At 68.9% G+C, this 13122-nt stretch carries 14 protein-coding genes; 5 read left to right on the forward strand and 9 right to left on the reverse strand.

The window, feature by feature from the left end; genetic code table 11:
* Positions 1-190 (reverse strand): sigma-70 factor domain-containing protein (locus tag KBY65_RS11510; protein ID WP_315860075.1); only part of this gene is annotated, 190 nt, incomplete at its 3' end.
* A gap of 72 nt (positions 191-262) precedes the next feature.
* On the opposite strand from KBY65_RS11510, the gene KBY65_RS11515 reads away from it, so the two are divergent.
* On the forward strand, positions 263-988 hold the full coding sequence (locus KBY65_RS11515) for a pseudouridine synthase (RefSeq protein ID WP_255001654.1): 726 nt from the start codon (positions 263-265) through the stop codon (positions 986-988).
* Positions 961-1887, forward strand: a complete 927-nt coding sequence (locus KBY65_RS11520; RefSeq protein WP_094559477.1) for a helix-turn-helix domain-containing protein — start codon at positions 961-963, stop codon at positions 1885-1887. The genes KBY65_RS11515 and KBY65_RS11520 overlap by 28 nt, the downstream gene beginning before the upstream one ends.
* Before the next feature lie 9 nt (positions 1888-1896).
* Here KBY65_RS11520 and malQ read toward each other — a convergent pair whose 3' ends face one another.
* Positions 1897-3396: a 4-alpha-glucanotransferase gene (malQ, locus tag KBY65_RS11525; protein WP_255001655.1), complete on the reverse strand. Its 1500-nt coding sequence runs from the start codon at positions 3394-3396 to the stop codon at positions 1897-1899.
* Positions 3393-4634 carry a Coenzyme F420 hydrogenase/dehydrogenase, beta subunit C-terminal domain gene (locus tag KBY65_RS11530; RefSeq protein WP_255001656.1) on the reverse strand — a complete coding sequence of 414 codons (1242 nt, stop codon included), beginning with the start codon at positions 4632-4634 and terminating at the stop codon, positions 3393-3395. Before KBY65_RS11530 ends, malQ begins: the two co-directional genes overlap by 4 nt.
* A 75-nt stretch (positions 4635-4709) precedes the next feature.
* Between KBY65_RS11530 and KBY65_RS11535 the strand changes: the two genes are divergently transcribed.
* Positions 4710-5672, forward strand: coding sequence for an LCP family protein (locus KBY65_RS11535; RefSeq protein WP_254986958.1), 963 nt, complete (start codon positions 4710-4712; stop codon positions 5670-5672).
* A gap of 54 nt (positions 5673-5726) precedes the next feature.
* On the opposite strand, the gene KBY65_RS11540 is transcribed toward KBY65_RS11535, so the two are convergent.
* Entirely contained in the window at positions 5727-6242 is a 516-nt protein-coding gene (locus KBY65_RS11540; RefSeq protein WP_255001658.1) for a hypothetical protein, read from the reverse strand.
* A 68-nt stretch (positions 6243-6310) separates the two neighbouring features.
* On the opposite strand from KBY65_RS11540, the gene KBY65_RS11545 reads away from it, so the two are divergent.
* Positions 6311-7318: a ribose-phosphate pyrophosphokinase gene (locus KBY65_RS11545; protein WP_094559417.1), complete on the forward strand. Its 1008-nt coding sequence runs from the start codon at positions 6311-6313 to the stop codon at positions 7316-7318.
* A 44-nt stretch (positions 7319-7362) separates the two neighbouring features.
* Positions 7363-8589, forward strand: coding sequence for a glycoside hydrolase family 10 protein (locus KBY65_RS11550; RefSeq protein WP_198953820.1), 1227 nt, complete (start codon positions 7363-7365; stop codon positions 8587-8589).
* On the opposite strand, the gene KBY65_RS11555 is transcribed toward KBY65_RS11550, so the two are convergent.
* The 5 genes from KBY65_RS11555 to KBY65_RS11575 all read right to left on the reverse strand — a co-directional run bounded on the left by KBY65_RS11555 (position 8534) and on the right by KBY65_RS11575 (position 13051).
* Positions 8534-8998 (reverse strand): type II toxin-antitoxin system VapC family toxin, encoded by a 465-nt coding sequence (locus KBY65_RS11555; protein ID WP_255001659.1) that lies wholly within the window; start codon positions 8996-8998, stop codon positions 8534-8536. The two genes, KBY65_RS11550 and KBY65_RS11555, sit on opposite strands and share 56 nt — an antisense overlap.
* Positions 8985-9221 carry a FitA-like ribbon-helix-helix domain-containing protein gene (locus KBY65_RS11560; RefSeq protein ID WP_094559420.1) on the reverse strand — a complete coding sequence of 79 codons (237 nt, stop codon included), beginning with the start codon at positions 9219-9221 and terminating at the stop codon, positions 8985-8987. Before KBY65_RS11560 ends, KBY65_RS11555 begins: the two co-directional genes overlap by 14 nt.
* A gap of 57 nt (positions 9222-9278) precedes the next feature.
* Positions 9279-11990 carry an aminopeptidase N gene (gene pepN / locus KBY65_RS11565; RefSeq protein ID WP_255001661.1) on the reverse strand — a complete coding sequence of 904 codons (2712 nt, stop codon included), beginning with the start codon at positions 11988-11990 and terminating at the stop codon, positions 9279-9281.
* 6 nt (positions 11991-11996) lie between these two features.
* Positions 11997-12428 (reverse strand): cAMP phosphodiesterase, encoded by a 432-nt coding sequence (locus KBY65_RS11570; RefSeq protein WP_094559478.1) that lies wholly within the window; start codon positions 12426-12428, stop codon positions 11997-11999.
* Between the two features lie 65 nt (positions 12429-12493).
* A complete protein-coding gene (locus tag KBY65_RS11575; RefSeq protein WP_255001662.1) occupies positions 12494-13051 on the reverse strand; it encodes a hypothetical protein in 558 nt (185 codons plus the stop codon).
* Between the last annotated feature and the right edge of the window lie 71 nt (positions 13052-13122).

Genomic DNA, 13122 nt, shown 5'->3' on the forward strand with positions numbered 1-13122 from the left:
CCAACTCCAGCTCCAGCTCCTCCAGCGCCACCAGCTCCTGCACCTGGCGCCCCAGCGTGATCTCCTGCTCGTGACTCAGCAGCGGCACCCGGCCGATGTCCCGCAGGTAGCTGCGCACCAGATCGCCGCCGCCCTGGGCAGAGGAGCTTTCCGAACCTGAACTGGAGCCAAGAACGGGCAGAGCGGGCATGGGAAGCCGGGTTTACGAAACTCTTTTGTTTCGTAAACCTACCATCCTTTGCCGGGCGGCAGCATGGGAGCCATGGCCCACGAACGCCTGCAAAAACTGATGGCCGCCGCTGGCCTCTGCTCGCGCCGGCAGGCCGAATCCCTGCTGCGTCAGGGGCTGGTGCAGGTGAACGGCGCCGTGGCCCAGCTGGGGGACCGGGCCGACCAACAGCGGGACCGGATCACGGTGCGGGGCGAGCCCCTGGCGGCCCGGCCGGAGCCGCTGCTGCTGCTGCTCAACAAGCCGGCGGGGGTGGTTTGCAGCTGCCACGACCCCGAAGGGCGCCCCACGGTGCTCGACCTGCTGCCGGCCGACCTGCGCCAGGGCTGCGGGCTGCACCCGGTGGGGCGTCTCGACGCCGAAAGCCGCGGCGCCCTGCTGCTCAGCAACCAGGGCGACCTCACCCTGCGCCTCACCCACCCCCGCTACGGCCACCGCAAGACCTACCGGGTGTGGGTGCAGGGCCGGCCCGACGCCCCAACGCTGCAGCGCTGGGCCGCCGGCGTGCCCCTCGACGGCCAGGCCAGCCAACCGGTGGGGCTGCAAGTGCTCAGGCGCACACCACAAACCACCGAACTGGAGCTGCACATGGGGGAGGGGCGCAACCGCCAGATCCGGCGCACCGCCGCGCTGCTCGGCCATCCGGTGCAGGATCTGCAACGGCGATCGATCGGACCGCTTCAGCTCGGCGACCTGCCCGAGGGTCGCTGGCGGCGCCTCGATCGCCAAGAATGGGCAGCACTGACAACCCAGCCCTGACCCCCACCCCCCCGCTGCCACCCAAGCGCCCGCGGGGCCGCCTCGGCCGCTGGTGGCAGCGGGGTCCCCTGCCGGCCAGCAACGCTGCGGCGGAGCCGCCAGCCGATCCTCTGCTGGCAATTGGGCAGACGCTGCGGCAGCGGCGCGAAGAGCGCGGCCTGACCCTGCGGCAATTGGCCCTGGACACCCGCATCAGCACGGCGGTGCTGGAAGCCCTCGAGCGGGGCTGGCGCGACCGGCTGCCGGAGACCACCTACCTGCGCACCATGGTGCCGCTGATCGAGCGGCACCTCGACCTGCCCGCCGGCAGCCTGGAGACGGTGCTGCCCGACAGCGAACGGCTGCCCCAGGACCAGCGACGGCAACCGCTGCTGCGGCGCTTCACGCCGGGCAACATCGACGTGTTCACCACCTGGCAGGGCACGCTCCTCTACGGCGTGCTCACCCTGGGGCTGGTGTATGCGCTGAACCTGCAGCAACAGCAGCTGGCTCTGCGGGGCCTGCTGGCGGTGCGGCCGATTCCACCCCTACCGGCGCAGGAGCAGGCCAAGCCGCCGCGGCCCGAGCAGGCCCTGCTGACGCTTTATCCCGAGCTGCGGCCGCTGGAGCTGGCCGCCCGAGGGCAGGGGGTCGCCCAGCTGCGGCGCACCAAACCCGCAGCCTCGCTGCGCTCAGGGCTGCTGGAGCTGGAGCTAAGCCAGCCCAGCCAGCTCAATCTGGAGAGCGCCAGCGGGGTGCGCACCAGCCTGCGCAACGCCAGCGGAAGCCTCAGCCTGCCCCTCAGCGGCGGTTTCCGTTTGGAGGTGCAGCCGGCCCCCGGCCCCGGCGACCGACTGAGCTGGAACGGGGCAGCACTCCAGCCCGTGAAGGGGCAGCCCGGCAGCTTTGCCGAGCCTTAAGCCCAGGCCCTAAGAGGTTGCTCGGCCGTAGCGGGCAGCCATGGCGCCATAGCCCTGAAGGGCCCCATCCAGGCTGGTGATGGGCTGCTCGAGGCGCCAGGTCCAGTTGCCGGAGCTGGTGCCAGGGGTGTTGAAGCGGGCCCGGTCGTCGAGCTCGAGCAGATCCTGGAGGGGCGCCACGGCCAGATCGGCGGAGCTGGCCAGAGCCAGCTCGAGCAGCTGCCAGGCCGGAGCCGTGATCGGCACCCCCACCGCCTCGGCCACGCGCCGCCGGCCGCCCTCGTCGAGGCTCTGCCACCACCCCACGCTGGTGGCGTTGTCGTGGGTGCCGGTGTACACCACCCAGCGGCGGCCGCGGATGTTGGCAGGCAGATAAGGGTTGGCAGGGTCACCATCGAAGGCGAACTGCAGGATCTTCATGCCCGGCAGCCCGAAACCATCGCGCAGGGCTTCCACCGCCGGGGTGATCACGCCCAGGTCTTCGGCGATCAGGGGTAGGTAAAGGCCACGCCGTAGCCACAGCAGTGCCAACAACGGCCAGCCCGGAAACCAGCGCCAGCGGCCATGTTCAGCAGTCGCGGCATCCCCCGGCACGCTCCAGAAGGCCTGCAGGGCGCGGAAGTGGTCGAGCCGCAGCCGATCAAACAGCTCAAATTGACGCTGCAGGCGAGCCAGCCACCAGCGAAAGCCGCTGAGCAGATGCATGGGCCAGCGGTACACCGGCGTGCCCCAGAGCTGACCGGTGGCGGAGAAATAGTCGGGCGGCACACCGCTCTGGGCGGTGAGGCTGCCATCGGCACGCAGGGAAAACAGGGCGCGGTGGGCCCACACGTCGGCGCTGTCGTGGGCCACGTAGAAGGGCAGATCACCGAGCAGTTGCACACCGGCACGCTCGGCCTGCTGGCGCAGCTGCTGCCACTGGCGCTGCAACTGCCACTGCAGCAGCTCCTCCTCCAGCAGCCAGCCGGCTTGCTCCCGGGCGATGCGGCGCAGGGCGGAGCGGCGGTGGCGGGCCAGGGGAGCCGGCCACTGCCACCAGGGCTGACCGCCCTGGAGCCGGCGGATCACCATGAACAGCGCATGGTCGGGCAGCCAGCCGCGCTCGCGGCGGCGCCAGCGGCGAAAGGCGCGCTGCTGCTGCACCGGCTGACCCGGCCAGCGGCGGGCCAAGGCCTCACCAAGCGCCCGGCTGCGGGCCGGCATCATCGCCAGATCCATCGGGCCGGGGCGGGCGGCGGCGCCGGGGAGGGCCTCGAGATCCGAGCGCTGCAAAAAGCCAGCCTGCACCAGGGCTTCGGCGTCGAGCAGCCAGGGATTGAGGGCCGAACCGCTGGGGGAGCTGTAGGGCGAGCCCGTGCTGTCGGTGGGGGCCAGGGGCAGCAGCTGCCAAACACCTATGCCATGGCGGCCAAGCAGCGCCAACCAGTCGTGGGCCGGCTGGCCAAAGCCGCCGCAGCCCCCAGGCCCCGGCAGGGACGTGGGATGGAGCAAAACGCCGGCGAGCCTCACGCTTCAGGCAGCCGGTAGCGGCTGATGATTGTCTGGGCGAAGGCCGGGATGTGGGCCGCCACCTTCTCGGGGTGATTGCGGCGCAGCCACAAGGCGTTGCGGGTGAAGTGGGAGTCGATCGAGAAGCGGCCGTATTCCAGGCCCTTCGGCCCCAGGCGCCCCACCACACAGCCGATCAGGTTGGCCAGCCAGAGGGGCAGCTTCACGGCCTTGTCGTAGGCCTCGATGCCCTGCTGCACCGCCGCCTGGCGGCTGCCGCTGCTGGTCACCGGCGCCACATCGAGCTCGCTCTCCACCAGATCCAGCAGCACCTGGCCTTTCGGGTTGCGCACTGTGAGCCATTGGCGCCCAAACGTCGCCCCCATGTAGCCCACCACCAGATCGGCTCCGGCGTTGGTGTAGTCGAAGCAGCTCAGACAGCTCGGCGCGAAGACGTCCTTGAGCTTGGGCGTGTCGAGCCCGAAGAAGGGCACCGTTTCCTCGCGGCCGTCGCTGTGGCGGAAGTGGATGCGGAAGTCCTGCATGAACTCGTAGTGCACCACCGTGTCGGGCGAGCTCACTGTGCTCTCCAGGAAGGTCTGCAACCCGGCGCGAGAGACGTTGTCAACGCAGGGCAACCCCAGCACATAGAGCTCATCGAGGGGCAGGGTGGACTGCACGGCTCGCAGGGCCTGGATCTGACAGCCCACGCCGATCGCCAACAGCCGGCGGATGCCGCTGCCCGGCAGCTGCTCAAGCACCTCCAGATTGGACGAGAGGGTGGGCTTGTTCACCCGGGCGCTGAGCACCTCCTCCGGCGTGCGGGCCAGCCGCGGCACAGGCGTGAAGCGATCCTCGTCGCTCTGGCCCACGCACAGCACCGCATCCACCAGGCCCGTTTCCAGGGCGCGCACGCCGATGCGGCTGACAATCCCGGTCCACTGGGCGCCGTCGATCGGCGGGGCCAAGCGGGCGGTGAGCATGCGCTGCTGCACGCCGAAATAGAGCTCGTCGTCGTTGTCCAGGTCGCGGCTGCGGCCATGGGCCTGCTCCTCCATCGCCTCAAAGCGCTGCTCGAGGAAGGCGCAGCTGTCCTTCACATAGGCCACCCAGCGGCTGTCGCAGAGGCCGCACTGGCTGCAGAGATCCTTGGCGGGGTAAACGCTGCCCTTGGCCAGGGGGCGGGCCCGCTCGTGGGGGGCCGGCGCGGTGGACGAGCCGCTTTGCGAAGAGCCGCTTACCGAAAACAGTGCTGCCATCAGCGGGTTCCCTCGCCCCATCAGCCAGGGCACAACCTATCGGGTTAGGCCAAAGTGAGTTGCCGCCGAGCCCCGATGCCCCGTCGTCCCGCCCAGCCCAAGCCCCGCCTGGGGCCCACCCTGCTGAGGCTGGGGGCGGCTGCCGCCGGAATCACCGCGGGCTTGGGGCTGCTCGGCCTGATCTGGCCCGAGCCCGATCGCGCCACCGAACCGGTGCGGCAGCTCAGCCCGGCCGACCTGGGCAAGGCGCCGAGCCGCAGCATCACTCTGCTGGTGATCGGTCTCGACAGCGAGCAGCCAGGCGATCCGATCAACCAAGCCGCCCCCCGCGGACCGGCCAATGCCGATGCCCTGCTGCTGGTGCGGGTGAACCCCCAGGGGCCGCTCCAGGTGCTCACCCTGCCGGCCAACCTGGCGGTGCAGCTCCCCGGCCAGACACGGCCCCAGAGCCTGGGCAGCCTCTACCGCCTTGGCGGCGCCGCCCTCACTGCCGATGCCGTGCGCAACCTGGTGGGGCTCGACTCCGGCGAACCGGATCGCTATCTGGTGCTCGGCCGAACGAGCCTGCGCAGCCTGGTGGATGGTCTCGGCAGCATCGCCGCCAACCCCACCCGGGCCCTGCGATACAACGACAAAAGCCAACGCTTCACCGTTGATCTGCAGGGTGGGCTGCAGCGGCTGAAGGGCAACGAGGTGGAACAACTGGTGCGCTACCGCGATCCCGCCCGTCCGGAGGACAGCCGCCAGGACAACCACCAGCTGGTGGTGCGCAGCCTGCTGCGAGAAATGGCACTGCCGGAGCAACTGGGCCGGCTCTCCTCACTGCTCCAATCTCTCCAGAACAAGGGCGTCGTCACCAACCTCAGCCAACCGGAAACCCTGAGCCTGCTGGCCTCCGGCCTGAGCCACGGCGAAACGGTGCAGTTCACCAGCGTGCCGCTGGCTCCCAGCAAAGCTGGCCAGCCCCTGCGCCAGATCGCCAGCAGCGCACCGAGTCCCCTCTGGCAGGCCCCGGGTGTTTCAGCAGCAGACCAGTAACGCAGGCAGACGCAAGGGGACTGAGTCGGGACTCGGTCCGGACTCAGTCGGGACTCAATTAGAGGCGATCTGACGCCAGCGCAGCGCCAGGGCGGCCGCCAGGGTTCCGGCCTCACCAGTTGCCGGATCGAGCCCACCCAGCCAGGGCAGACCATCGCCGCGGCGGGCCTCCGGGTCCCAGGCCCCATCGCCTTGCACCAGTCCCACCAGCGGCACCTGCCACTGGTGCAACAGGGCCACCATCGCCGCCGGCAGGCCACTCTCCAGTTGCTCGCCCGCCAGCAGCAACAGCACCGGCTGGCGCCAGGCCCCTAGGGCCTCAGCCCAGTGGCCGGCGCCGTTGAGGGGCAAGCCGGGATCGACCGGCAGAGGCACCAGGCACGGCCCCTGCGCGGCCAGGCCAGCCAGGGCGCGCTGGGGCTCCAGAGGATCCAAAGGGGCGCTCAAGGGCATGCCAAGGGCCCTGGCCAGCAGGGGCCCCAGTGGGTGCTGCAGCGCGACGACCGCTGCCGCGGGCCCAGCGGCCACCAGCACCAGCGACCGCGGCAAACCAGGCTTGGAAAGCGTCATGGATGTTTGCACTAGGGAGGCGGCCACGCTTCTACGATCGGGTTTCAGCCGACGCATCCGCGCCCGCCGTGACCAGTTTCTTGACCGCTGATCGCGTGGCGCCCCAAGGCAGCGCGACCCAGTCGACTCACGACACCCGCCGGCTGCGCCTGTTCAGCGGCACCGCCAACCAGGCCCTCGCCCGCGAAATCGGCGCCTACCTGGGCGTTCCCGACGGCCCGCGGGTGATCAAGCGCTTCGCCGATGGAGAGCTCTACATCCAGATCCAGGAATCGATTCGCGGCTGCGACGTGTTCCTGATCCAGCCCACCTGCGCTCCGGTGAACGATCACCTGATGGAGCTGCTGATCATGGTGGATGCCTGCAAAAGGGCCTCCGCCCGTCAGATCACCGCCGTCATCCCCTACTACGGCTACGCCCGCGCCGACCGCAAGACGGCGGGCAGGGAGTCGATTACCGCCAAGCTGGTGGCCAACCTGTTGGCCAAGAGCGGCGTGGATCGTGTGCTGGCCATGGACCTGCACTCGGCCCAGATCCAGGGTTACTTCGACATCCCCTGCGACCACATCTACGGCTCGCCGGTGCTGGTGGATTATCTGCGCGCCCGCGACCTCGGCGAGGTGGTGGTGGTGTCTCCCGATGTGGGCGGTGTGGCCCGGGCCCGGGCCTTCGCCAAACAGATGAACGATGCCCCCCTAGCGATCATCGACAAGCGCCGTTCGGGCCACAACGTGGCCGAAAGCCTCACGGTGATCGGCGATGTGGCCGGCAAGACGGCGATCCTGATCGACGACATGATCGATACCGGCGGCACCATCTGCGCCGGCGCCAAGCTGCTGCGCGATCGGGGCGCCATCCGGGTGCTGGCTGGCGCCACCCATGCCGTGTTTTCACCACCGGCGATCGAGCGGATGTCGGAGCCGGGCCTGTTTGAAGAGGTGCTCGTCACCAACAGCATCCCCCAGAACCACGATGGCCGCTTCCCCCAGCTGCAGGTGCTGTCGGTGGCCAACATGCTGGGCGAAGCCATCTGGCGCATCCACGATGAGAGCTCGGTGAGCTCGATGTTCCGCTGAAACCCGTTCCGCTGATATCCATTTCCCAGCTACGACCAGCCCGGTTGTGCCGCTTCGCCCGGTTCAAGGCCCTGCTGCCTGCGGCGGTGAGCGTGCTGCTCACCGTGCCCTGGGCTGCAGCCCAGCCGCTGCAGGCCCAACCCCTGCAGATCCCTCAGCGCCGGATCGGCGTGTGGCTCACCAACAGCCCCAGCCCCCTCTACTACGACCCCAGCCGCATCGACCGGGCGGTGAGCGAGCTGGCCAACGCCGGCTTCAACACCCTCTATCCCAACGTGTGGAGCCGGGGCACCACCTTCCACCGGTCCCGCCATGCGCCGCTGGAGCCGGCGCTGGAGAAGGCCAGCCCCAACCTCGATCCGATCTGCCGCTTCACCCGCGCCGCCCATCGGCGCGGGCTGCAGGTGATCCCCTGGTTTGAGTACGGCCTGATGGAGCCGGCCGATGCCGCAGTGGTGCGCCAGCACCCGGAGTGGGTGCTGCAACGCCGCGATGGCAGCAGCGAAATGGCCATGCACGGCAAGCCGATGGTGTGGCTCAACCCCGCCCACCCCGGCGTGCGCGAGCGCTTCATCGGCCTGATCACCGAGATCGTGCAGCGCTGCAGCGTCGACGGCATCCAGCTCGACGACCACTTTGCCTGGCCGGTGGAGCTTGGCTACGACCCCTTCAGCCGCGCCCTCTTCCTCAAGGACACCGGCCGCGAGCCCCCCGACAACCACACCGATCGGGCCTGGATGCGCTGGCGGCGCCAGCAGCTCACCGGGCTGCTGCGGGAGCTGCGGGGGCGACTGAAAACCCTGGAGGCCCCGGCGGGCTCCGTGCCCAAGCGCACGATCATCAGCCTGTCGCCCGGCCCCTTCCGCTTCGCCTACAACCACTGGCTCCAGGACTGGGAACTCTGGGCCCTCGGCGAGCTGATCGACGACCTAGTGGTGCAGAACTACGCCTACTCGGTGAAAGGCTTCGAGAAGGACCTCAACCAGCCCGCCCTGGTGAAGGCACGCAGCTGGGGCATGCCCGTGGAGATCGGAATCCTGGCCGGCTTCGGCGGTCGCACCCCCGACATGGCCACCCTGGCCCAGAAGACCCAACTGGCCACCAGCCGCGGCCACGGCGTGATCTATTTCTATTGGGAAGGCCTGTGGGGGCTGCACGCCGGAGCGGAAGGGGCGACCTACCGCCAAGCCGCCTTCCGCCAGCTGCACCAGAGCCTCAACGGCCCACTTCGCCCCCCACCGCCCCTCCCCCTGCCGGGCCAGCGCCGCTGAAGGGATTCAACAGGCGAACCCCACAACCCGCGAAGTCATGGGAGTTGCGGGTCACCACCGTGAGGCCATGCAAGAGGGCGATGGCGGCGATCTGCTTATCGATGGCGTGGTGGGGATCAGGCACCCGCAGACGCCCCCAGAGCTGAGCCGCATCTCCATCGAGCACCAACACCCGCTCGCCGTAGTGCTGGAGCACCTGCCCAAGCCAGTCTTCGAGCAGATCAGCCTGTTTGAGGTCGCCTCGATGGCGGATGAGATCCACGCCGCGGCGCAGTTCACCGATGGTGATGGCCGCCAGAAACAAGGGCGTGTTGTTGGCTGTCACCTCGGCCCAGAAGGCCATCACGCCTGGATCAGCACGACGCCCCTTGCGGGCTTCGCTGATCACATTGGTATCAACCAAAAACATCGGCGTCGCTACTGCTGTCGATCGGCCGCTGGAAATCGGCATCGCAGCCCACATCTGGCATGGCCGCCAACAGTTCAGCCAGGTCGCGCCTCGGAGGGCTCAGCAGTGCGTCGACCAGAAGTGCTCGATGTTCGGCCTCGGCACTGCGTCCATGGTCTCCCGCCCGCCGCTTGAGGGCCTGCACAATCGCCTCGTCCACCCCACGCACCAGCAGATCCGCCATCAGCCAAGCTCGCCTGATATCAATGCTATCGCCTCTGCCCAGCCGCGGCTTGCCGGCTCAGCTCCCCAGGCACTGCTGCACCACCTCGCCGGTGTTGGGCGAAAGGGGAGCGGCGGCCAGCTGCTCGAGGGCGGCATGCATGGCGGCCGCGCGAGCCGGGCCGTAGCTCTGCCAGCGGCTGAACACCTTGGCCAGGCGCGAAGCCGTGATCGGGTTGCGCTGGTCGAGCTCGGCGATCCGCGCCGCCATGAAGCGGTAGCCGGCGCCATCGGCGGCATGGAACACCGGCGCGTTGCCGGCCAGGCCGCCCAGCACGGCCCGCACCGAATTGGGCGCGGCCGGATCGAAGCGCGGGTGCTCCAGCAACCGCGCCACCCGCTCCAGGCCATCGGCAAAGGGGGCCGAAGCCTCCAGGGCAAACCAGGCATCGAGGATGACGGGCTTGTCCTGCCAGCGCTGGTAGAACGCCTCCACTGCCTGCTGGCGCTCCGGGATGGGATGGCACTGCAAGGCCCGCAGACCGGCGCGGGCCAGGGTCATCGAGGGGCCCCGCACCGCCGCCGCCGCTGCCGCGCAGACGGCCGAGTCGCCAGCCGCCACCCGCCAGCTCCACACCGTGCCGGTGAGCAGCCGGTCGCCGTTGCCCTCGGGCCAGGCCAGGCCCCATTGGGGGGTGCAGCGCTGCAGGGCCATCTCCAAGGGCTCAGCCAGGGCGGCACCAAAGCGCTGCTGCAGGGCCATCAGGGCCGCAAACAGGGCCGGCGGATCGGGCTCGCCACCTGCTGCAGCAGCGGCATCCTCGAGCTCGGGCAGACCTGGCAGCGCCATCAGCACGCTGCGGCTGGCCTCCGACAACGACGGGTCGGCCAGGATCCGGCCGAAGGCATCGATCAGTTCCTCCTCCAGCAGGGCGTCGGCCGCGCCGGCGGCGCGGGCCAGCACCGCCTGACGCAGCAGCACCTGGCCCGCATCCCAGCGGGCGAAGGGGTCGGCATCGGCGGCGAGCAGATGCACCAGCTCGGCGGTGGGGCGCCCCATCTCCAGGATCACCGGCGCCGAAAACCGGCGCAGCAGCGACAGGGCCGGCGGATGGTGCTGCCGCGGCAACCCCACCAACCGCAGGGTCTGCTGGGGCCGATCGATCACCACCAGGCGGGTGCCATCGCCGGCGTGCACGGCGGGCTTCGCCTCCCCCTCCAGTTGCACAGGCAGGGGCTCCCCGGCCTGGTCGAGCAGGCCCAGGGCCAGGGGAATCACCAAGGGCTGCTTATCGCTTTGGCCGGGGGTGGGCGGGGTGTGCTGCTCCACCTGCAGCTCCAACGCGCCGGCCTCCCCATCCCAGTGGCGCTGGATGTGCACGCGGGGGGTGCCGGCCTGGTGATACCAGCGGCGGAACTGGGCAAAATCAAAGGCAGGGATCGGGGCTCCCGATGCCCTGGCCTGCTCTCCGGCGTCCTGCATCGCCTGCACAAAGTCTTCGCAGGTGGCGGCGGTGCCGTCGTGACGGCTCACATACAGCGCCATCCCCCGCATGAACGTCTCCTCCCCAAGCAGGATGTGCAACATACGAATGAGTTCCGATCCCTTTTCGTAGATCGTGGTGGTGTAAAAGTTGTCGATCGCCTGGTAGGCATCGGGCTGCACGGGGTGGGCCGTGGGACCCGCATCTTCGCGGAACTGGGTGTTGCGCAGCATCGCCACGTTCTCGATGCGATTGAGGGCCGCGCCGTGCAGATCCTCCGTGAAACTCTGATCGCGGAACACCGTTAACCCTTCCTTGAGCGACAGCTGGAACCAGTCGCGGCAGGTGATGCGGTTGCCGGTCCAGTTGTGGAAATACTCGTGGGCAATCACGCTCTCGATGCGCTCGAGCTCGCCGTCGGTGGCGGTTTCGGCATCGGCCAGCACGAGCTTGGAGTTGAAGATGTTGAGGCTTTTGTTCTCCATCGCGCCCATGTTGAAATGGCGCACCGCCACGATGTTGAACTCATCGAGGTCGTATTCGAGGCCGTAGCGCTGCTCATCCCAGGCCATCGAGCGCTGCAGCGAGGCCATGGCGTGGGCGGTGTAGGGCGCATCGCCGGGCTCCACATGGATGCGCAGGGCCACCGGCCGGCCACTGGCGGTGGTGAAGCTGCCGCGCACCTCCTCCAGCTGGCCTGCAACCAGGGCAAACAGATAGGAGGGCTTGGGGAAGGGATCGTCCCAGATCGCATAGTGGCGCGCTGCCCCCGTGGCCGGATCGGGGAGCAGCACTCCGGTGTCGATGCAATTGCCGTTGGAGAGCAGCACCGGGCAGCTAGCGCGATCCGCCTCGATCCGCACCCGGAAGCGGCTGAGCAGATCGGGGCGGTCGGGATGGAAAGTGATGCGGCGGAAGCCCTCGGCCTCGCACTGGGTGGTGAACAGGCCGCCGCTCACGTAGAGGCCTTCGAGGGTGCTGTTGGTTTCCGGATGGATGCGCACCCGGCTCTCCAGCACAAACGGGCCCTGGTGCGGATGAACGATCCGCAACTGCTCTCGCGTGAGCTCGTAAGCCTCCGCGGCCAGGGGCACGCCATCGAGGCGCAACTCCAGCAACTCCAGATCCACACCCTGCAGCACCAGGGGCTCGGGCGACGGGGCCTCTGGGGAGGGGGCCTCTGGGTTGGGCACAAAGGCCAGCCGGGCCGCCACCTCGGTGTGGTCAGCCTGCAGCTGCACCGTCAGGTCGGTGCGCTCCAGCAGGAATGGCGCCGGGCGGTAATCGGCGAGGCGCACCAGGGCCATGGGGAATTACTTGCTGGGGGAGGGCTTGCTAGTGGAAGGTTTCGAAGGGGAGGGCTTGGCAGCGGGGGCAGGCTTAAGGGCCTCCTGCACCTTCGCCATCACATCGGCCGGCACCTCCTTGGGGCAGATCTCAGCAGCCCCGAGCACGGCGGAATTGATCGAGCCCTTGCGCAGGTCGTCGAGGCTGAGCGGCTTGGCTCCCACCTGGGTGATCACGCCGTCGTGCTGACCCTGAATCACCTGGGCGATGGTTTCGCCGGCGATGCCCACCGCCTTGTCAAAGGGCACGCCGGCCCCACGGGCAATGCAGACATTCACCGCCGCAATGCGGGTGTAGAGGTTCATGTCCGCCTCCGTGGCAGGGGCCGCCTGGGCCGCCGCCGGCGCCAGCAGCAGGGGCAGCACCAACAGCGGAGCCACCAGCCAGGAGGCAGCCAAGGGAGCGGAACGGCGGGAGGTCACAGCAGGAAACGGGTGTCTTGAGATGCAGCCATGCTGCTGCATTAGGCCAGGGCGTCGTGCGGGAGCGCAGCCCCGGCCTCCTCCACCCGGATTTCGTGGTGGATTTCGGCCAGCTCAAGCGCGCCGTCCTTCCAGGAGTAGATCGAGCGGGCGCGGTAGCGGTCCTGGTCGACCAGGCGAACGTGTTCAAGGATGTCCCACTCCTGGTAGTGCGACTCAAAAATCAGCTCGTGCTCGTCCACCTGACGGATCTGGGTTTTGGTGGGCGTGCCACAGATGTAACCGCGGCTGCGCCACAGCTGATGCCCGCACAGGTAGGCCTCCATCGTTCCCGTCGGCACGAAACGGGGTTTCTTGTCGAAAAACTCGAACTCCTGCTCCGGCCACCAGGTGAAGCGATAAGCCGCATCGCCCTCCACCGGCTCGCTGAAGGTTTCCACTCGCAGCATCATGTCGACGCGCAGCGACTCGCCGTCGTCAAAGAAATACAACCGTCGCGAGCGCCACAAGCCAAGGTTGCGGGCAAACCAACGACGCAGGTTGCTGTCGAGCTGAATCCGCGGCCGCGCTGGGGTGGGGAGATCCGAAAGCATGCTCATGACATCCCGGCCCTTGGGCGCACGGCACTGGTTACCTCTGTCATAGCGAGGTTGGGCGGGTCTGGCCAAAT

Origin of the sequence: Cyanobium sp. Alchichica 3B3-8F6, assembly GCF_024346435.1 — a bacterium.
GTDB lineage: Bacteria > Cyanobacteriota > Cyanobacteriia > PCC-6307 > Cyanobiaceae > Cyanobium_A.